The 18,407-nt window shown below is 71.5% G+C and carries 20 protein-coding genes; 6 read left to right on the plus strand and 14 right to left on the minus strand.

What is annotated here, in order from left to right:
- Nucleotides 1-9 precede the first annotated feature (9 nt).
- Nucleotides 10-384, minus strand: a complete 375-nt coding sequence (locus WFI00_RS11495) for a LysM peptidoglycan-binding domain-containing protein (protein WP_336632450.1) — start codon at nucleotides 382-384, stop codon at nucleotides 10-12.
- Between the two features lie 290 nt (nucleotides 385-674).
- Here WFI00_RS11495 and lexA point away from each other — a divergent pair, with 290 nt between their 5' ends.
- Genes lexA through WFI00_RS11510 form a run of 3 tightly spaced genes read left to right on the plus strand, consistent with a single transcriptional unit; the run spans nucleotide 675 to nucleotide 4,337 of the window.
- The gene (lexA, locus tag WFI00_RS11500) at nucleotides 675-1,337 is read left to right on the plus strand and encodes a transcriptional repressor LexA (RefSeq protein ID WP_336632451.1); all 663 of its coding nucleotides are present in this window, start codon (nucleotides 675-677) and stop codon (nucleotides 1,335-1,337) included.
- A gap of 46 nt (nucleotides 1,338-1,383) precedes the next feature.
- The gene (locus WFI00_RS11505; protein ID WP_336632452.1) at nucleotides 1,384-2,397 is read left to right on the plus strand and encodes a hypothetical protein; all 1,014 of its coding nucleotides are present in this window, start codon (nucleotides 1,384-1,386) and stop codon (nucleotides 2,395-2,397) included.
- A complete protein-coding gene (locus WFI00_RS11510; protein ID WP_336632453.1) occupies nucleotides 2,397-4,337 on the plus strand; it encodes a S9 family peptidase in 1,941 nt (646 codons plus the stop codon). Before WFI00_RS11505 ends, WFI00_RS11510 begins: the two co-directional genes overlap by 1 nt.
- Before the next feature lie 21 nt (nucleotides 4,338-4,358).
- On the opposite strand, the gene WFI00_RS11515 is transcribed toward WFI00_RS11510, so the two are convergent.
- Both WFI00_RS11515 and WFI00_RS11520 read right to left on the minus strand, forming a co-directional pair.
- Nucleotides 4,359-5,408 (minus strand): methionine synthase, encoded by a 1,050-nt coding sequence (locus WFI00_RS11515; protein ID WP_336632454.1) that lies wholly within the window; start codon nucleotides 5,406-5,408, stop codon nucleotides 4,359-4,361.
- Nucleotides 5,405-6,409, minus strand: a complete 1,005-nt coding sequence (locus WFI00_RS11520; protein ID WP_336632455.1) for a putative oxygenase MesX — start codon at nucleotides 6,407-6,409, stop codon at nucleotides 5,405-5,407. The genes WFI00_RS11515 and WFI00_RS11520 overlap by 4 nt, the downstream gene beginning before the upstream one ends.
- Nucleotides 6,410-6,534: 125 nt before the next feature.
- Between WFI00_RS11520 and WFI00_RS11525 the strand changes: the two genes are divergently transcribed.
- Entirely contained in the window at nucleotides 6,535-7,476 is a 942-nt protein-coding gene (locus WFI00_RS11525) for a LysR family transcriptional regulator (RefSeq protein ID WP_336632456.1), read from the plus strand.
- 27 nt (nucleotides 7,477-7,503) lie between these two features.
- Here WFI00_RS11525 and hflX read toward each other — a convergent pair whose 3' ends face one another.
- Nucleotides 7,504-9,054 (minus strand): GTPase HflX, encoded by a 1,551-nt coding sequence (hflX, locus tag WFI00_RS11530; protein WP_336632457.1) that lies wholly within the window; start codon nucleotides 9,052-9,054, stop codon nucleotides 7,504-7,506.
- 71 nt (nucleotides 9,055-9,125) lie between these two features.
- Here hflX and WFI00_RS11535 point away from each other — a divergent pair, with 71 nt between their 5' ends.
- Together WFI00_RS11535 and WFI00_RS11540 are read left to right on the plus strand one after the other, a co-directional pair.
- A complete protein-coding gene (locus WFI00_RS11535; protein WP_336632458.1) occupies nucleotides 9,126-9,773 on the plus strand; it encodes a class I SAM-dependent methyltransferase in 648 nt (215 codons plus the stop codon).
- On the plus strand, nucleotides 9,766-10,734 hold the full coding sequence (locus WFI00_RS11540) for a Dyp-type peroxidase (protein WP_336632459.1): 969 nt from the start codon (nucleotides 9,766-9,768) through the stop codon (nucleotides 10,732-10,734). Before WFI00_RS11535 ends, WFI00_RS11540 begins: the two co-directional genes overlap by 8 nt.
- 13 nt (nucleotides 10,735-10,747) lie before the next feature.
- Here the strand turns inward: WFI00_RS11540 and dapF are convergent, their stop codons facing one another.
- The 10 genes from dapF to pgsA form a co-directional block, all read right to left on the minus strand.
- Entirely contained in the window at nucleotides 10,748-11,614 is an 867-nt protein-coding gene (gene dapF, locus WFI00_RS11545; RefSeq protein ID WP_336632460.1) for a diaminopimelate epimerase, read from the minus strand.
- Nucleotides 11,615-11,633: 19 nt separating this feature from the next.
- On the minus strand, nucleotides 11,634-12,059 hold the full coding sequence (locus tag WFI00_RS11550) for a GNAT family acetyltransferase (RefSeq protein WP_336632461.1): 426 nt from the start codon (nucleotides 12,057-12,059) through the stop codon (nucleotides 11,634-11,636).
- The gene (gene miaA / locus WFI00_RS11555; protein ID WP_336632462.1) at nucleotides 12,056-12,991 is read right to left on the minus strand and encodes a tRNA (adenosine(37)-N6)-dimethylallyltransferase MiaA; all 936 of its coding nucleotides are present in this window, start codon (nucleotides 12,989-12,991) and stop codon (nucleotides 12,056-12,058) included. The genes WFI00_RS11550 and miaA overlap by 4 nt, the downstream gene beginning before the upstream one ends.
- Entirely contained in the window at nucleotides 12,988-14,535 is a 1,548-nt protein-coding gene (gene miaB / locus WFI00_RS11560; RefSeq protein ID WP_336632463.1) for a tRNA (N6-isopentenyl adenosine(37)-C2)-methylthiotransferase MiaB, read from the minus strand. Before miaB ends, miaA begins: the two co-directional genes overlap by 4 nt.
- A 68-nt stretch (nucleotides 14,536-14,603) precedes the next feature.
- A complete protein-coding gene (locus tag WFI00_RS11565; RefSeq protein ID WP_336632464.1) occupies nucleotides 14,604-15,266 on the minus strand; it encodes a regulatory protein RecX in 663 nt (220 codons plus the stop codon).
- The gene (gene recA, locus WFI00_RS11570) at nucleotides 15,263-16,318 is read right to left on the minus strand and encodes a recombinase RecA (RefSeq protein ID WP_336632465.1); all 1,056 of its coding nucleotides are present in this window, start codon (nucleotides 16,316-16,318) and stop codon (nucleotides 15,263-15,265) included. The genes WFI00_RS11565 and recA overlap by 4 nt, the downstream gene beginning before the upstream one ends.
- 249 nt (nucleotides 16,319-16,567) lie before the next feature.
- Complete coding sequence (locus WFI00_RS11575; protein ID WP_336632466.1) at nucleotides 16,568-16,789, minus strand: DUF3046 domain-containing protein; 222 nt, start codon at nucleotides 16,787-16,789, stop codon at nucleotides 16,568-16,570.
- A 1-nt stretch (nucleotide 16,790) separates the two neighbouring features.
- A complete protein-coding gene (locus WFI00_RS11580; RefSeq protein WP_336632467.1) occupies nucleotides 16,791-17,108 on the minus strand; it encodes a helix-turn-helix domain-containing protein in 318 nt (105 codons plus the stop codon).
- A gap of 158 nt (nucleotides 17,109-17,266) precedes the next feature.
- Nucleotides 17,267-17,812, minus strand: a complete 546-nt coding sequence (locus WFI00_RS11585) for a CinA family protein (protein WP_336632468.1) — start codon at nucleotides 17,810-17,812, stop codon at nucleotides 17,267-17,269.
- Nucleotides 17,809-18,387 carry a CDP-diacylglycerol--glycerol-3-phosphate 3-phosphatidyltransferase gene (gene pgsA, locus WFI00_RS11590; protein WP_336632469.1) on the minus strand — a complete coding sequence of 193 codons (579 nt, stop codon included), beginning with the start codon at nucleotides 18,385-18,387 and terminating at the stop codon, nucleotides 17,809-17,811. The genes WFI00_RS11585 and pgsA overlap by 4 nt, the downstream gene beginning before the upstream one ends.
- Nucleotides 18,388-18,407 lie beyond the last annotated feature (20 nt).

An 18,407-nucleotide genomic window follows, 5' to 3' on the forward strand; every position in this document is an offset into this window, starting at 1 on the left:
GTCACCGGATCAGTCGGCGGACGAGTACTGCAGCGGAAGGGCGAGGCGCTCCCCCGCGGCCACGGCGCCGGACGGCAGCGCGTTCAGCCGGATGATCTCATCGACCACGTCCCGGGGATCGGCGTCCGGCGCGATGTCGCCGGCGATGGACCAGAGCGTGTCGCCGGGCATCACCGTGATGTGCGAGAACGTGCCCGCGGGCGCCCCGCCTTCGCCGGATGCCAGGGCTCCCCCGCTGGACACGATCGCGATGCTGAGCGCGATCACGGCGGGGAGGGACGCGAGGGCCGCGATCACGCGACGTCCACGGGCGGTGAGGCGCAGTCGCGTCGCGGGGATGCGCGCGCTCACGACCGGGGTGCCGGAGATGTCGATGGTGGTCATGGTCCCTCCTCAGGGCGAGGCCTCGGATGTCGGGATCTTCGCATCCGGCCCTCGGGCCGGAGGGCCGGGTGCGAAGTTCTCTTCCGAAGCTATCTTCGATAATGTGTGCTGTCAACCGGCATCCGTGTCGGAGAAGAATCGAACGCGACACGCGGATGCCTGCCGGTCGAATCGGCCGAGGCCGGATACGGTTTCGATACAGAGACCCCATCACCGACCTCCGACATTCGAAGAAGAGCGCTGGTCGCCGGGTGGATCGGGACGGACAGGACGATCAGAAGGAGTGCGCCATGGAACGACCGCAGACGCGTCGGCGGAAGAACCTCAGCGAGAAGCAGCTGGCGATCCTCGACATCATCCAGCAGTCGATCGCGCGCCACGGGTACCCGCCGAGCATGCGTGAGATCGGCGACGCCGTGGGCCTGAAGTCGCTCTCGAGCGTCACGCATCAGCTCAATCAGCTCGAGCTGAGCGGGTACCTGCGCCGCGACGCCGGGAAGACGCGCGCGATGGAGGTGCTGATCGACCTCCCCGGAGCGTCCACGGAGAACCCCGCCGACCTCGCCCCCGCCGTCGGCGACGCAGCCCTCGTCCCCCTGGTGGGCAGGATCGCGGCCGGCGTGCCGATCACGGCCGACCAGCAGGTCGAGGAGATCTTCCCGCTGCCGCGCCAGCTCGTCGGCAAGGGCGACCTGTTCATGCTCAAGGTGAGCGGCGAATCGATGATCGACGCCGCGATCTGCGACGGCGACTGGGTGGTCGTACGCTCGCAGCCCACGGCCGACAACGGGGACATCGTCGCGGCGATGCTCGAGGGCGAGGCGACGGTGAAGACCTTCCGCCAGCGCGACGGGCACACGTGGCTCCTGCCGCGCAACTCCGCCTTCGAGCCCATCCTCGGAGACGACGCCGTCGTGCTCGGCAAGGTCGTCGCCGTTCTGCGGGCGGTCTGACGCCGGGTCCGTCCCCGCATCGCCCCGCATCCGCCACAATGACGGGGTGAGCGCACATATCTCCACCGACGGCCGCGCGTGGCGTGCGTGGCTCTCCGCGACCTGCATCGTCGTGGCGGCGATCCTCGTGCCCGTCGCGATCGTCGCCGCGTGGGCGCGGGTGCAGCTCGTGGACGAGGACGCGTTCGTCGCGACGCTCTCGCCCCTCGCCGGCGACGCGGACGTGCAGGCGATGGTGGTCGACGAGACGATGGATGCCCTCACGGCGCAGGTGGACTTCGGCGCGATGGCCTCGAGCGTCGTCGACGGCGTCGCCGCGCTGGGGCTGCCCGCGAGAGCGGTCGCGGCGCTGCGACTGCTCGAGGAGCCCGCCGCCGAGGGGCTGAGGAGTGCCGCCGAGCGCGCGGTCACGCGGGCCGTCGGCTCGGAGGCGTTCACGGACGTCTGGGCGACGGCCACGCGCGCCGCGCACCGGGGTCTGGTCACCGCGGCCACCTCCGACGGGCGCGGACTCGTCGTGCGGACGGACGACGGCGTCGGCATCCAGCTGGGCGCCGTCGTGGCGCAGATCAGGCAGAGCCTCGCGGCCCGGGATGCCGCCGTCGCAGACCTCATCCCCGCCGTGGACCGCGTCGTGATCCTCGGCGACGGCGAGACTCTCGCGCTCCTGCGCGGCGGGTACGCCCTCGCCGTGTCGGTCGGCCTGTGGCTTCCGGTGCTCGCCGCGGCTCTCCTCGCGGCGGGCGTCCTCATCGCGCGGCGGCGCACGACCGCGCTGCTCGGCTCGGGCGTCGCACTGCTGGTCGGCGCCGGGGCGGTGTGCGTCGGCGTCGCCGTGGGCGGCTCGCTGGTGGGATCGGTCGCGGCCGACGCCGGCGTGTCCGCGCCCGGCCTCGACGCCGTCTACGTCCAGCTCACGGACGCGATGGTGCGGACAGCCGTCGTGACGGCCGCCCTCGGCGCCGTGCTCGCACCGGTGGTGTGGTCCCGCAGCCGGTGGCGCGTCCCCGCGGTGCTGCGCGCGCGACGCCCTGCGTCCGCGGCGGATAGCGTGGGGTGATGGTCTCCGCGCTCCCCTTCGGTTCCTGGCCCTCCCCCCTCACGGCGCAGTGGGCCTCGGCCGCTGCGCCGCGGTACGAGGGGGCCGCGTTCGTCGGCGACGAGGTCTGGTGGGGCGAGTCGCTCCCGGAGGAGGGCGGGCGCACGGCGGTGCGCCGACGCGATGCGGCGGGCACGGTCGAGACACTCCTTCCCGCGCCGTGGAGCGCGCGCTCCCGTGTGCACGAGTACGGCGGGGGCGCCTGGACGGTCACCGGCACCGGCACCCTGCTGTTCGTCGAGAAGACCGACCAGCGCGTCTGGGCACTCGATCCGGGTGAGGCGCCGCGCGCGCTGACGCCCGTCGATCCCGCGGCACGCTACGGCGGCCTGCGATGGCAGCACGGCACGCTCCTCGCGGTCCTGGAACGCGAGACCGGCGCGGTTCCGCACCGCGCGATCGTGCGCGTCTCGCTCGACGAGACCGATCCGTCGGTGACCGAGCTCGTCTCGGGAAGCGACTTCGTCGCACAGCCGGAGCTGTCCCCCGACGGGTCTCGCCTCGCGTGGGTCGCCTGGGATCACCCGCACATGCCGTGGGACCGCACCGAGGTGCGCGTCGGACGCATCGAGTCCGGTCGTGTCGCGTCGTGGCGCGCCGTGACCTCGGGCGAGACCGCGGCGCTCCAGCCGGCGTGGCGCACCGACGACGAGCTCGTCTGCATCGACGAGCCCACCGGCCGCTGGAACCTGTGGGCCGTCGACCTCGCGACCACCCGCACCGACACCGACACCGACACCGACGATGCCCCGCGGGATGTCGCGCGGCGTCCTCTGGCGCCCGCCGACGCCGACACGGGCGGAGGCCTCTGGGTGCTGGGCCTGCGCTGGTACGCGCTGCTCTCGGAGGGGCGGATCGGCGCGATCCGCACCGACGGGGCGGACCGCCTCGTGATCGTGCAGCCAGACGGGACGTCCCGGGACGTCGAGATCCCCGCGACGGCGCGCCTCGGGGTCGAGGATGCCCGCTCCGACGGATTCCTCGTCTCGGGCTCCGGTCGCACGGGGACGGGGATCTGGCTGGTCTCCGCGGACGGCGGGGTGACACGCGTCGCCGGCGAGGACACGGCGGAGGCGGCGTGGATGCCCGTGGGCGTGCCGGCGACCTTCGCGGGCCCGCATGGCGAGGTGCACGCGTTCGACTTCGCCCCGACGAACCCGGACGCCCGGGGCCCCGAGGGAGAGCACCCGCCGTACGTCGTGTTCGTACACGGCGGGCCGACCTCTCACGTCGGCGGGGTCGCCGACGCCAAGACCGCGTTCTTCACGAGTCGCGGCATCGGCGTGCTGGACGTGAACTACGGCGGGTCCACCGGCTACGGCCGCGCCTACCGCGAGCGCCTGGCCGGACAGTGGGGCATCGTCGACGTCGACGACGTCGCGGCCGCGGCATCCGGCCTGGCCGCCTCCGGGGGCGCCGACGCCGCGCGCCTCGCGATCGAGGGGGGCTCGGCGGGCGGCTGGACCGTCCTCGGCGCCCTCGTGCGCACGGAGGTCTTCGGAGCGGGCATCTCCCGCTACGGCGTCGGCGACGCCCGCGCGCTCGCGGAGGACACGCACGATTTCGAGGCCCGCTATCTCGACGGGCTCATCGGCCCCCTCCCCGAGGCCGAGGCCGTCTACGTCGAGCGCTCACCGCTCAGCCACCCCGACCGGCTGCGCGCGCCGATGCTGATCCTGCAGGGCGGCGACGACGCCGTCGTGCCGCCCGCACAGGCGGAGGCCATCCGCGACGCGCTCGCGGCGCGGCAGGTGCCGCACGCGTACGTGCTCTACGAGGGCGAGGGCCACGGCTTCCGCCGAGCGGAGACGATCGTGCACGCCCTCGAGAGCGAGCTCGCGTTCCTCGGCGCCGTGTTCGGGTTCGACACCCCGGGCATCCCGCCGATCCATCTGGACTGAACGCGACGCGCGCGGCGCGGATCAGGCGAGCTCGTCCCGGACGATGCGCGCCCCCGCACTCAGCGCGCTCAGCTTCTGCAGGGCGACGCCCCGCGGGAACGGCGCCATCCCGCAGTTGGTGCTCGGGATGAGCTTGTCGGCGTCGACGAACGAGAGCGCCCGGCGCAGCGTGTCGGCGACCTGCTCCGGCGTCTCGACGGTCTCGTTCGCCACGTCGATGGCTCCGAGCATGACCTTCTTGCCGCGGACGAGCTCGACGAGGTCCATCGGGACGTGCGAGTTCTGGCACTCCAGCGACACGATGTCGATGGAGGAGCGCTGCAGCAGCGGGAACGACTCCTCGTACTGGCGCCACTGCGGCCCGAGGGTCGCCTTCCAGTCGGTGTTCGCCGTGATGCCGTAGCCGTAGCAGATGTGCACGGCGGTCTCGGCCCGCAGTCCTTCCGCCGCCCGCTCGAGAGCAGCCACGCCCCAGTCCTTCACCTCGTCGAAGAACACGTTGAACGACGGCTCGTCGAACTGGATGACATCCACTCCCGCCGCCTCGAGGGCCTTCGCCTCCTCGTTCAGGATGGTCGCGAACTCCCACGCGAGCTTCTCGCGGCTCTTGTAGTGCGCGTCGTAGAGCGTGTCGACCATGGTCATGGGCCCCGGGAGGGCCCACTTGATCGGGCGGTCGGTCGTCGAGCGCAGGAAGATCGCGTCATCGACGAACACGGGGCGATCCCGCCGCACCTCCCCGACGACGGTCGGCACGCTCGCGTCGTACCGGTCACGGATGCGCACGGTCTCGCGCCTGTCGAAGTCGACCCCGCTCAGGTGCTCGATGAACGTCGTGACGAAATGCTGCCGCGTCTGCTCGCCGTCGCTGACGATGTCGATCCCGCGGTACGTCTGCTCGTGCACCGCGATGCGGAGGGCGTCCTGCTTCCCCTCGGCCAGGGCATCGCCGTCCAGGCTCCACGGCGACCAGAGCACTTCCGGCTGGGCCAGCCAGGACGGCTTGGGCAGGCTGCCGACGATCGTGGTCGGCAGGAGCGCGGGGACGGAGGACGATCCGGCCGCGGTCATGCGACCGGCGCCGCGACGTCGAGGATCCACCGCTCCAGCACATCGCGGTGCGGATCGATGAAGTGCTCCTTCGTGTACCTGCCCTGCGTGAGCGCGAGCCTGCTGCGCTCGCCGCGGTCGTAGTCGATCTGCGTGCGCGAGAAGTCCTGCGCATCCAGGCGCGGCCGGTACACGGCGGGCGCGGCCGAGTTGGCGTTGTAGATCTCGGGGCGGTAGATCTTCTGGAAGGTCTCCATCACGGCGATCGTGCCGGCGAGCTGCAGGTCGGTGTAGTCGGTGAGGAGGTCGCCGGAGAAGTAGAAGGCGAGCGGCGCGACGCTCCCCCGCGGCATGAAGTAGCGCACCTGCAGGCCCATCCTGCCGAAGTACTCGTCGGTCAGCGACGAGGCCTCTTGACGGTACTCGACACCGAGGATCGGATGACGGTTGTCGGTGCGCCGATACGTCTTGCTCGTCGAGACGCTGATGCAGATCACCGGGGGCTGGCCGAACCGCTCGCGATACGCCGCCGATTCGAGGAAGCGGCGGAAGAGCCTGCCGTGCAGCTCGCCGAAGTCCTCGGGGACGACCGGGCCGTCGCCCGTCTCGTTCGCCCGTTCCGCGGCCGCCGGCAGCAGCACGCTGAAGTCGTAGTCGCGCACGTAGGACGAGAAGTTGTTCCCCACGATCCCGTGGGTGCGCACGCCGGTCTGCCGATCGAGGATGCCGATGTCGAGGACCTCGAGCAGGGGGAACCGCCGGTCTGCACCGTCGGCGTCGAAGTCGAGCTGCGCCGAGACGATCTCGAGCTCGAGGGTGTAGCGGTCCCCGACGGGGTTGTCCCACTCCGCGAGGTCGTTGAATCTGCGGTCGATCATCGTCAGGGCGTTGCGGAGGTTCTGCCTGCGGTGCTCGCCCCGCGCGAGATTGGCGAAGTTGGTCGTGATGCGCGAGCTCTCCGCGGGGGTGTAGTCCTCGTCGAAGCGGGTCGTGGTGATGCTGAACGAGAAGTCGTCCGTCATGAGCGGCCAATCCTGGGGGTGTGCGGCCGTGCTCGGCCTGGGGCGGTGACGTCCTCCCCATGGTGCAGGCGAGCCGTGGATATCGGGTAACTCGCCGTGACTATGGGCGCATATAGTCTCTCCCTATGGCACAGGGAACCAGCGGTCTCACCCTCCAGCACCTGCGGTACTTCATCGACGTCGCGGCGGAGGGCTCGATCTCGGCCGCCGCCGACCTGCTCTACGTCGCGCAGCCCACGATGTCGGCGGCGATGAAGGACCTCGAGTCACGCGTGGGCCGCACCCTGCTCACCCGCTCCGCCCGGGGCGTCGCCCTCACGCCGGACGGCGCGGAGTTCCTCGGGTACGCCCGGCAGGTGGTCGAGCAGGTGGAGCTGCTGGAACAGCGCTACCTGGGCCGCGCGCCGTCACGGCGCCTGCTCGGGATCTCCACGCAGCACTACTCGTTCGCCGTGGACGCATTCGTCCGCATGGTGAAGGCCAGCGGCGCCGCGCAGTACGAGTTCGCCCTGCGGGAGACGCGCACCTGGGACATCATCGACGACGTCCGCACGCTCCGCAGCGAGCTCGGCATCCTCTACCGCAACGACTTCAACCGCAAGGTCATCGACCGGCTGCTCCGCGACAACGGGCTCGCCTTCCATCCGATCTTCGTCGCCGACCCGCACATCTTCATCTCGCGACGCAATCCGCTCGCCGCCCAGGAACGCGTGACCCTGGCGGACCTGGAGGGGCTGCCGCGCCTCAGCTTCGATCAGGGGGCGAACAACGCGTTCTACTTCGCCGAGGAGATCCTCTCGACGTCCTCGAGCGCCCAGGAGATCCGGGTGTCGGACCGCGCGACGATCTTCAACCTCATGATCGGGCTCGACGGATACACGATCTCCACCGGCATCATCAGCGACCAGCTCGACCCCGAGATCGTCGCGATCCCGCTCGAGGTCGACGAGCGCATCGAGATCGGATGGATCGGCCACGCGGCGATCCCCCTCACCGAGCAGGCGCAGCGCTACCTCGCCGAGGTGCGCGCCGTGGTCGCGGGCTTCGGCGTCGCTCTGCAGGACTGACCCCGCCCGATCCCGGCCGCCGGCGGGTCAGACGGCGTACGGCGCGAGCCGCCCACCCAGGATCGCGGGCACGTGCGCGTGGAGCAGGGTGCCCTCGGCACCGTGCTCCTGGCTGAGGATGATGCCGTGCTCGTGCACCGCGGACATGAGGTCGCCGCGGTCGTAGGGCACCACGGCGCGGATCTCCATCGCCGGGAGCGGAAGCGTCCGTTCGATCGTCTCGCGGAGCTCGTCGACGCCCTCGCCCGTGCGCGAGGAGACGAACAGCGCCTGCGGCGCGAGCCCGCGCAGCACGAGCCGCGCGTCGTCGTCCACGAGGTCGGCCTTGTTGAAGACCACGATCTCGGGGAGATCGCGGGCACCCACGTCCCCGATGACGTCGCGGACCGTCGCCAGCTGCGCCGCCGGATCGGGATGCGACCCGTCCACGACGTGCACGATGACGTCCGCCTCGCCGACCTCCTCGAGGGTCGAGCGGAACGCCTCGACCAGCTGATGCGGCAGGTTGCGCACGAAGCCGACCGTGTCGGTCAGCGTGTAGACGCGCCCGTCAGAGGTCTCGGAACGGCGGACGGAGGTGTCGAGCGTGGCGAAGAGCGCGTTCTCGACCAGGACGCCCGCGCGCGTCAGACGGTTCAGCAGGCTCGACTTGCCCGCGTTGGTGTAGCCGGCGATCGCGACGGCGGGGATCGTGTTGCGGCGGCGCTCGGCGCGCTTGGCCTCACGGGCCGGCGCGAAGTCGCGCAGCTGTCGGCGCAGCTGCGCCATCTTGGTGCGGATGCGGCGCCGGTCGAGTTCGATCTTGGTCTCGCCGGGGCCGCGCGAGCCCATGCCGGCCCCGCCCGCGCCGACCTGGCCACCCGCCTGACGGCTCATCGACTCGCCCCAGCCGCGCAGGCGCGGCAGCAGGTACTCGAGCTGGGCGAGCTCGACCTGCGCCTTGCCCTCGCGGCTCTTGGCATGCTGGCTGAAGATGTCGAGGATCACGGTCGTCCGGTCGATGACCTTGACCTTGACGACGTCCTCCAGCGCACGGCGCTGGCTGGGCGCGAGCTCGGTGTCGGCGATCACGGTGTCGGCGCCGACGGCGGCGACGAGGTCGCGCAGCTCGGCGGCCTTGCCGCGGCCGATGTAGGTCGCCGGATCGGGGTGCGGGCGGCGCTGCAGCACGCCGTCGAGGACGACCGCGCCGGCCGTCTCGGCGAGCGCGGCGAGCTCGCGCAGCGAGTTCTCGCCGTTCTCGTGCGAGCCCTGCGGGTAGACCCCGACGAGGACCACGTTCTCCAGTCGCAGCTGGCGGTACTCGACCTCGGTGACGTCCTCGAGCTCGGTCGACAGGCCGGGCACGCGGCGGAGGGCGGCGCGCTCCTCGCGGTCCCACTGATCGCCGTCGGTGTCGCCGTAGGACACGGTGTCCGCGTCCTGAAGCGCCTGGGCCGCGCCGAAGACGCGCGCTCCCGTCCGGGACTGGGCGTGCGAAAGGACCCGGTCGACGGGGTCGATCGGGTCGGACGCGACCTCCGCTCCCTCGGGGACGGCGGTGTCCGGGGCGGCGATGTCGTCGCTGGTGTGAGTCATTCGATCCTTCTGGTTCTGAGCCTCGTAGTTTAGCCTCCCCGTGCGACGCACGGCTCCGGTACGCTCGCAGGGTGGCGAGCGACCATTACTTCAGCGCGTCGCCGTCGAGCGAGGAGCACCTGCGCCGCATCCGCGTCACTCTCGCGGGCCGCGCCGGAGAGGTGACGACCGCGGGCGGTGTCTTCAGTCCCGACCATGTCGACGGCGGGACGGCGGTGCTCCTGGCGAACACGCCTCCCCCGCCCTCGGGCGGCCACCTCCTCGACCTCGGCTGCGGCTGGGGTCCCATCGCGCTCAGTCTCGCGGTCGCGTCGCCGCACGCCACGGTGTGGGCCGTCGACGTCAACGAGCGCGCCCTCGACCTCGTGCGACGAAACGCCGCTGCGTGGGGGCTCGACAACGTCAACGCCGTGACCCCCGACGATGTTCCGGACGACGTCACGTTCCGCTCCATCCGCTCGAACCCGCCGATCCGCGTGGGCAAGAACGAGCTGCACGGGCTCCTGGAGCGGTGGGTCCCGAGGCTCGACGAGCGCGCCGACGGGTGGTTCGTCGTGCAGCGCAACCTCGGCTCGGACTCCCTCCAGCGATGGCTCGCCGCGACGTTCCATCCGGGGTACACGGTCACGCGGGCGGCGACGGGGCGCGGATTCCGCGTCCTCAAGGTGCGACGGCACGGCAGCCCGCCCACCGCTCCCGTGGACGTCGTCCATGAGTGAGGACACCGGGTCCGCCCAGCGCCGCGTCCCGATCGAGCCGCAACGCGTCGATGCGCCGCTCACCTCGTCCGCGGTGCTCTTGACCCTCGAGGTGACGGATGCCGCCGACGCGGTGGCCACCGTCCGCGACGTGCTCGCGAGCGTCGAGGACATCACGAAGAACGTGGCCTTCCGCGATCTGTCGGCGGCGCTCGCCTGCACGGTCGGCATCGGGAGCGCGGTGTGGGACGCCGTCACCGGTGCGGCTCGACCGGCGGAGCTGCATCCGTTCCGCGAGGTGCGCGGCGCCGTGCACACGGCGCCCGCGACGCCGGGCGACCTCCAGTTCCACATCCGCGCGAACAGGCGCGACCTGTGCTTCGAGCTCGAGCGCCAGCTGCTCGATCGGTTCGGCGACAGCGTGCGCGTCGCCGACGAGACGGTCGGCTTCCGGTACTTCGACGCGCGCGACCTCCTCGGCTTCGTCGACGGGACGGCCAATCCGGTCGGCGCCGCCCTCCCGGAGGCGACCGTCGTGGGCGACGAGGACCCGGCGGGCGCGGGCGGCAGCTACCTCGTCGTGCAGAAGTACGTCCACCGGATGGCCGCGTGGAATGCCCTCACCGCGGAGCAGCAGGAGGCCGTGATCGGCCGCACGAAGAGCGACAACATCGAGCTGCCCGACGCGGGCGCGGCCGAGCAGAAATCGCACAAGACCCTGTCGACCATCGTGGACGACGCGGGCGTCGAGCACGACATCCTGCGCGACAACATGCCCTTCGGCGCGCCCGGGCACGGCGAGTTCGGCACCTACTTCATCGGCTACACGCGACGCCTGTGGGTGATCGAGCGCATGCTCGAGCGGATGTTCGTGGGCGACCCGCCGGGAAAGCACGACCGCCTCCTCGACGCGTCGGAGGCGCTCACCGGGGGCGTCTTCTTCGTGCCTCCCGCCGGCGTGCTGGCCTCCCTCGGCGACTGAACGCCGAGTCGCGTCAGGCGAGCGCGACCTCGCCCGAGAAGACGAGCGTCGCCGGCCCCGACAGCAGCACGTGGGCGCCCTCCTCGCCCGCGACGACGCGGACCCCCAGGGTGCCGCCGGGCACCTCGACCGTCCAGGTATCCGGCGCGGCGGGCCCCGCCCAGTGCCGCACGGCGAGGGCCGCCGCGGCCACACCCGTGCCGCAGGACAGCGTCTCGCCCACCCCGCGCTCGAAGACGCGCATCCGGATTGATCCGACGCCGCCGCGCACGAGCGGGTCGGCCGGCACCACGAACTCGATGTTGGCCCCGTGCGGCGGCGCTGGGTTCAGGATCGGCTGCGTGGTGAGGTCGAGTGCCTCGAGCTCGGCGACGGAGCCGAGGGCGACCACGACGTGCGGATTGCCGACGTCGATCCCGACCCCGGGGCGGGCGATGTCGAGACCGCGCGCACGGACGAGGACGTCCGCCTCGTCGACCGAGAACCGGCCGAGGTCGACCTCGAAGCCCAGGGGGCTGCGGGTCAGGGTCTTCACGCCCGCGCGCGTGCCGATGCGCAGCGGCGCGTCGTCGATGGCGGCGAGCCCCGCCTCCACCAGGTAGGCGGCGAACACCCGCGTGCCGTTGCCGCACATCTCGGCGATGGAGCCGTCGGCGTTGCGGTAGTCCATGAACCACTCGGCCTCCGGGGTCGCGTCTCCCGCCGGGAGCGCGCGCGAGCGGACGACCCGCAGGATGCCGTCCGCTCCGATGCCGAACCGGCGGTCGCACAACGCCGCGACCTGGGCCTGGCCGAGGTCGAGCGCGCCGTCGGGGTCGGGCACGATCACGAAGTCGTTGCCCGTGCCGTGTCCCTTGGTGAACGCGATCGCCTGTGCCACGCGGAAAGTCTACGGCGGGTCAGTCGGAGATCAGGCGCTTGCCGGTGGTCCAGGTGTCGAACGGCTCGTAGCCCAGACGGGCGTAGAAGTCGTGGACGCCGCCGTTCTCGGGCCGGACCATCAGCTGCACCTTCGGGCATCCGAGCGCGAGGAGTCGCTCCTCCGCCGCCTCGACGAGTCGCCGGCCGATGCCCTCTCCCCTCCGCGCGGGCGTCGCGGCGAGGTAGTAGAGCCAGCCGCGGTGACCGTCGTAGCCGGCCATCACCGATCCGACCACGTCGTCCGCATCGACCGCGACGAGGAAGAGCTCGGGCTGGACCTCGAGCTTGCGGCTGATGTCCTGGTAGGGGTTGTTCCAGGGGCGCGTCAGCCCCGTCGCCTGCCACAGGGAGACGACGCCCTCGGTGTCGGCGGGGGTGAAGGGGCGGATGTCGACGCTGCTCATCCGACCGAGTCTGCCAGAGCTCCCGCGTCCTGTCCGGGGGGCACCCAGCGGATGCCGTCGTACCGGCGGAACCACGAGACCTGCCGTCGCGCGTACCTCCGCGTGAGCGCCTGCGTCCGGGCGATCGCCTCGTCCTCGTCGATGCGGCCGGCGAGCTGGTCGAGGGCCTGCGCGTATCCGATGGCGCGGCTCGCCGTCGCTCCCCGCTCGAGCCCGCGGGCCCGCAGCTGCGACACCTCGCCGAGGAGCCCCGAACGCCACATCTGCTCGACCCGCCGGTCGAGGCGCGCCACCAGCTCGGCGCGATCGAGCGCGACCCCGATGACCGTCGTGGGCTCGTGCCACAGCGCCGGAGCCTCCGGCAGGCTCGCGCCGTGGCCGCCGCCGCCCTGCAGGGCCACCTCGAGCGCACGGACGAGCCGGCGACCGTTGCGCACGTCGACGCGATCGGCACTCGCCGGGTCGAGCTCCCGCAGCCGCGCGAACAGTGCCGCCGCGCCCTCGCGCGCGAGCTCGCCCTCCAGACGGGCGCGCAGCTCGTCGTCCCTCGGGGGGAAGCGGAAGTCGTGGATGACGCTCGAGACGTACAGCCCCGAGCCGCCCACGAGGATCGCGTCGGCACCGCGGGCGAAGATCCCGTCGATCGCCGCGCGCGCGTGGGCCTGGTAGGACGCGACCGCGGCCTCGTCGACGACGTCCAGAACGTCGAACAGATGGTGCGGGATGCCGCGCCGGTCGGGCTCGGCCAGCTTCGCGGTGCCGATGTCCATCCCGCGATACAGCTGCATCGCGTCGGCGTTGACGATCTCCGCGGAGCGGCCCCGCGCCGCGAGCGCCTCGGCGAGGCGGAGCGAGAGGTCGGTCTTGCCTGTTCCCGTGGCACCGACGACGGCCCACAGCCGCAACGTCGGGACTGCGGCGGCAGCGGTCACGTGAGCCGGAGCGTCGGGATGCCCAGGCCCACGCTGCGGGGGGCGCCCGACGAGCCGACGGGGGCGGGCACGCCGCAGGACTCCGCCTGCGTGCGATCCCACGCGTCACCGGCCCGCGTGCGGCGGATGCGCAGCGGTGCGCCGTCGAGGCTGTCGGCGAGCAGATGGAACGGCGCCGCATGCGTCACGCCGACCGTCACGACGTCTCCCGGGCGAGGGGTCTCGCTCCCGGCGGGGAGCTCGAAGTGCACGAGCCGGTTGTCCTCGGCGCGACCGGTGAGACGGTGGGTCTCGGCGTCCTTCTTGCCCTCGCCCGTCGACACGAGCACCTGGAGCTCCCGGCCCACCTGTGCCCGGTTCTCGTCCAGGCTGATGCGGTCCTGCAGGGCGACGAGACGCTCGTAGCGCTCCTGCACGACGGCCTTGGGCACCTGATCGGGCATCGTCGCCGCGGGGGTGCCCTCGCGGATCGAGTACTGGAAGGTGAAGGCGCTCGCGAAGCGGGCCTGCTCCACGACGCGGAGCGTGTCCTCGAAGTCCTCGTCGGTCTCGCCGGGGAAGCCGACGATGATGTCGGTGGAGATCGCGGCGTGCGGGATGCGGTCGCGCACCCGGTCGAGGATGCCGAGGAAACGGTCGCTGCGATACGACCGGCGCATCGCCTTGAGGATGCGATCCGAGCCCGACTGCAGCGGCATGTGCAGCTGGGGCATGACCTGGGGCGTCTCCGCCATGGCGTCGATGACGTCGTCGGTGAAAGCGGCGGGGTGCGGGCTCGTGAAGCGGATGCGCTCGAGCCCCGGGATCTCGCCCGCCGCGCGCAACAGCTTGCCGAACGCCCCGCGGTCGCCGAACTCGACGCCGTAGCTGTTGACGTTCTGTCCGAGGAGGGTCACCTCGATCGCCCCGTCGTCGACGAGCAGACGGATCTCGTTCAGGATGTCGCCCGGGCGGCGGTCCTTCTCCTTGCCGCGCAGGTGCGGGACGATGCAGAACGTGCAGGTGTTGTTGCAGCCGACAGAGATAGAGACCCAGCCGCTGTAGACCGAGTCGCGCTTGGTCGGGAGGGTGGAGGGGAAGACCTCCAGCGACTCCAGGATCTCCAGCTCGGCGTCGCCGTTGTGACGGGCCCGTTCGAGCATGCCGGGAAGGGAGCCCATGTTGTGCGTGCCGAAGACGACGTCGACCCACGGGGCCTTCTCGAGCACGGCGTCCTTGTCCATCTGCGCGAGGCATCCGCCGACGGCGATCTGCATCCCCTCGTGCTTGTCCTTGCGGCTCTTGAGGTGCCCGAGCGTGCCGTACAGCTTGCCGGCGGCGTTGTCTCGCACCGCGCACGTGTTGATGACGACGACGTCGGCCTCGGTCCCGGCGTCGGCGCGCACGTAGCCGGCCGACTCGAGCGAGCCGGACAGACGCTCCGAGTCGTGGACGTTCATCTGGCATCCGAACGTGCGGACCTCGTAGGTGCGCACGCGGCCGTCCGCGGCGACGGCGGCGTCGGAGGGCGCGATGACGGTGGGGGCGGCGGACGGTGACGACATGATGAGTGCCATTCTACGATCCGTCTCCGTCGGCGGGCCCGGATGCAAGTGCCGCCGGGCCCAGCCCACTACTCGAAGCGGACGACGCCGCGCGGCGGGCGCGCCGCCTCCTCGAGCGCGGTGCGCGCCGCGTCGAGGGCGTACGCGCCGTATCCGCGTCGCGCGAGCTGTCCGGACAGCCGCCGCAGCGCGACATCGCGCTCGAGCGTGCGCATCGCCGGAGCCTTGGTGCGGGCGAAGGCGAGCGCGCGTTCGCGTTCGTCGTCGGGGAGCTCGTCGATCGCCGCGTCCGCGACCTCACGAGGGATGCCGCGCTGCGACAGCGCCCGCGAGACGGCCATCCGACCCTGCCCCTTGCGATCGACCGCGGTGTGGATCAGCTGCTCCGCGAGCTTCGCGTCGTCGAGGTAGCCGTGGTCGACGAAGCGTGCGATCACCGCGTCGGCCGATGTCTCGTCGATCTCCTGCCCGATCAGAACCGACCGCGCCTCGCGCACCGAGAGCGAGCGCGTGCGGAGCTTGCGCAGCAGCGCGGCCTCGGCGGCATCGACACGCTCCGCCACGTCGGCATCCGCGGGTGTCTCGACGGCGGGGGCGGGCGAGCCCGTCCAGGTGGTGTGCCAGGACGGGCCGCCCGCCTCGTCGATCCGCGCATCGTGATCGCCGTCGACGGGAACTGCCCCTGCGAACAGCGGGATCACGGGCGCGATCGCGCCGTCTTCTCCGCTCACGCCGGGCGGCGCTCGGCCAGATCGGCGACGGGCGCCGCACCCTCGGCGTTCTTCGGCTGCCCGATCCCGAGCTTCTGCAGGATCTTCTGCTCGATGTCGGCGGCGATGTCGACGTTCTTGAGCAGGAAGTTGCGCGCGTTCTCCTTGCCCTGGCCCAGCTGCTCGCCGTCGTAGGTGTACCAGGCACCCGACTTCTTGACGATCGCGTGCTCCACGCCGAAGTCGATCAGCGAGCCCTCGCGCGAGATGCCGACGCCGTAGAGGATGTCGAACTCGGCCTGCTTGAACGGCGGCGCCATCTTGTTCTTGACGACCTTCACGCGCGTACGGTTGCCGACCGCCTCCGTACCGTCCTTCAGGGTCTCGATGCGACGGATGTCGAGACGCACCGACGCGTAGAACTTCAGCGCCTTGCCGCCGGCGGTGGTCTCGGGCGACCCGAAGAACACGCCGATCTTCTCGCGGAGCTGGTTGATGAAGATCATCGTGGTGCCCGTCTGGTTGAGGCCACCCGTCAGCTTGCGGAGGGCCTGCGACATCAGGCGCGCCTGAAGGCCGACGTGCGAGTCGCCCATCTCGCCCTCGATCTCCGCCTTGGGGACGAGGGCGGCGACGGAGTCGATCACGACCAGGTCGATGGCACCGGAGCGCACGAGCATGTCGGCGATCTCCAGCGCCTGTTCCCCCGTGTCGGGCTGCGACACGAGGAGCTGGTCGATGTCGACGCCGAGCTTCTGCGCGTAGTCGGGGTCGAGCGCGTGCTCGGCATCCACGAACGCGGCGATGCCGCCGGCGCGCTGGACGTTGGCGATCGCGTGGAGGGTCAGCGTCGTCTTACCCGACGACTCCGGTCCGTAGATCTCGACGATGCGACCGCGCGGGAGGCCGCCCACGCCGAGGGCGACGTCGAGGGCGATGGAGCCCGTGGGGATGACGGCCACGGGCGCGCGCTCGTCGCTGCCGAGACGCATCACCGAGCCCTTTCCGAACTGCCGGTCGATCTGGGCGAGGGCCGATTCGAGGGCCTTCTCGCGGTCGGCGGGTGATGGCATGACGTGCTCCTTCGTGTCGCGTGTCCGTCGCCTGTAGGCTGTCGCGCCCCTCCCGACGGGAGGCGGTCTGCGACAAGGCGGAGGTGTCGTGATGACGTCCCCCACGTTACGAAGGGCCTCCGACATCGGCCGGACGATCCTGCGGAACGGGGGAAGACCTCTCGGCGATCCCTCGTGTGCAGGAGCCTAGAGCGCTGTCGAACAAAAATACGACGACACGCCGGAGGGCGTTCCGAACACGCTGACGATTCAGCGGCGCGGGTCGAGCAGGCCCACGCCGTGCCGGCGCTCCTCCGGGACGTCCGCCTCGACGCACAGCGCCAGCCAGATCTCGCGCGGGTCGACGCCGTCCGCGAGGGCCTGCGCCGCCGTGCGGTAGCCCACCCCGCCCAGACTCAGATCGGAGACGACCGACGTGGCGCGCGCGCCGAACTCGTCGTCGACGGCACGCAGGAACTCGCTGCGGCGCACGTCAGCGCAACGAGAGCTGGGGCTCGATGTCCCGATCCAGGGCGACCAGGTCGTCCGGGACGACGTCGGGGAAGACCTGCAGGCCCTCGAGCACCGAGATGCGGTCGCCGACCTCGCGCATGATCGTGGAGATGGGGACGTCCAACGCCTCGGCGACCGATGCGAGGATCTCGCTCGACGCCTCCTTCTGACCACGCTCGACCTCGCTCAGGTAGCCGAGGGCGACGCTCGCGCGCCCCGCGACCTGGCGGAGGGTGCGCCCCTTCTGCAGGCGGAAGTCGCGCAGGACTTCGCCGATCTCCTGACGTACCAGGATCATGTCGGGCCCCCTCCTCTGACGTTGAAACCGCGTCCCGGGTGGACAACAGTACAGGACTCGATGGTCACCCTAGCCCCGCGGTGCTGGGGAATGGGTGGGAATCATCGATACGTAACAGGGACGTCACATCCGCTATTCCCCGGCGTCCGGCTGAAGCGTCAGAGCGCGTCGAGGGCGACCCGGATCGCCAGGGCCGCCGCCTCTTCGCGGATCTCGGCGCGACCGCCGCTTAGCTCCACCGACTCGACGCGCGATCCGAGGGGTGTGGAGACGGCCACGTGCACCGTGCCGACGGGCTGGCCGTCGGGCGACACGGGCCCGGCGATGCCCGTCGTCGAGATGCCCACGTCCGCCGCGACGCCGTCGTGGGCGAGCGTGCGGCGGATGCCCTCCGCCATCTGCCGGGCGACGCGCGGATGGACCGGCCCGTGCGCCTCGAGCAGGGTCTCCTCGACACCGAGCAGCGAGGCCTTCACGTCCGTCGCGTAGGCGACCACGGCGCCCCGCAGCACGCTCGAGGCTCCCGCCACCGAGACGATCGTGGCCGCGACCAGCCCGCCGGTGAGGGACTCGGCGACGCCGAGGGTCCAGCCTAGCTCCCGGAGCCTCGCCACGAGACGCTCCGCATCGGTGGGACGGCCCGTCGACACCTGGGTGCTCTCGAGCTCCTCGGGAAGATCGGGGACGGGATCGAACCGGGTCATGGCCGGGCGCCCGCCGCGTCCCGACGGGATCCGCGCACTTCCGCGACGACATAGTCGATGCCGCTCGCGATCGTGAGGGTCACGGCGATCCACATCGTGATCGCGTTGACGACGTGGATCCACTCCCCCACGATCGTCCACAGCGGCAGGAGGGCGAGGGACAGAGCCACCGCCTGGGCGACCGTCTTCAGCTTGCCCATCCACGCGGCGGCGACGACGTGGCTGGACGCCACGACCAGCCGGTGCACGGTGATGCCCACCTCGCGCACCAGGACGACGATCGTGACCCACCAGGGCAGCTCGGCGAGGATCGAGAGCCCCACGAACGCACAGCCCGTGAGCGCCTTGTCGGCGATCGGATCCAGCAGCTTGCCGAGGTCGGTGACGATCTCGTAGCGACGGGCGAGGTATCCGTCGATGCCGTCGGTCGCGATCGCGACGATGAACAGCACGGCCGCCCCCCATCGCAGCGGGCCGTCCGCCCCCGCGTCCGCCAGCAGCATCCACAGGAACACCGGCGCGCACAGGATGCGCACGATCGTGATCGCGTTCGGGAGCTGCCTCGGAATGGTCACGTGCCGAGCCTATCCGGCCG

The organism is Microbacterium sp. MMO-56, assembly GCF_037146215.1.
In the GTDB taxonomy this organism is placed as follows: Bacteria; Actinomycetota; Actinomycetes; order Actinomycetales; family Microbacteriaceae; genus Microbacterium.

Coding starts and splice junctions, on each gene's coding strand:
- WFI00_RS11510 (WP_336632453.1), top strand. CDS start 2,397: ATGGTCTCCGCGCTCCCCTTCGGTTCCTGGCCCTCCCCCCTCACGGCG.
- miaB (WP_336632463.1), bottom strand. CDS start 14,535: ATGTCGTCACCGTCCGCCGCCCCCACCGTCATCGCGCCCTCCGACGCC.
- WFI00_RS11540 (WP_336632459.1), top strand. CDS start 9,766: ATGAGTGAGGACACCGGGTCCGCCCAGCGCCGCGTCCCGATCGAGCCG.
- WFI00_RS11495 (WP_336632450.1), bottom strand. CDS start 384: ATGACCACCATCGACATCTCCGGCACCCCGGTCGTGAGCGCGCGCATC.
- WFI00_RS11585 (WP_336632468.1), bottom strand. CDS start 17,812: ATGACCCGGTTCGATCCCGTCCCCGATCTTCCCGAGGAGCTCGAGAGC.
- WFI00_RS11550 (WP_336632461.1), bottom strand. CDS start 12,059: ATGAGCAGCGTCGACATCCGCCCCTTCACCCCCGCCGACACCGAGGGC.
- WFI00_RS11520 (WP_336632455.1), bottom strand. CDS start 6,409: ATGACGGACGACTTCTCGTTCAGCATCACCACGACCCGCTTCGACGAG.
- recA (WP_336632465.1), bottom strand. CDS start 16,318: ATGCCATCACCCGCCGACCGCGAGAAGGCCCTCGAATCGGCCCTCGCC.
- WFI00_RS11580 (WP_336632467.1), bottom strand. CDS start 17,108: ATGATCCTGGTACGTCAGGAGATCGGCGAAGTCCTGCGCGACTTCCGC.
- WFI00_RS11515 (WP_336632454.1), bottom strand. CDS start 5,408: ATGACCGCGGCCGGATCGTCCTCCGTCCCCGCGCTCCTGCCGACCACG.
- lexA (WP_336632451.1), top strand. CDS start 675: ATGGAACGACCGCAGACGCGTCGGCGGAAGAACCTCAGCGAGAAGCAG.
- hflX (WP_336632457.1), bottom strand. CDS start 9,054: ATGACTCACACCAGCGACGACATCGCCGCCCCGGACACCGCCGTCCCC.
- WFI00_RS11525 (WP_336632456.1), top strand. CDS start 6,535: ATGGCACAGGGAACCAGCGGTCTCACCCTCCAGCACCTGCGGTACTTC.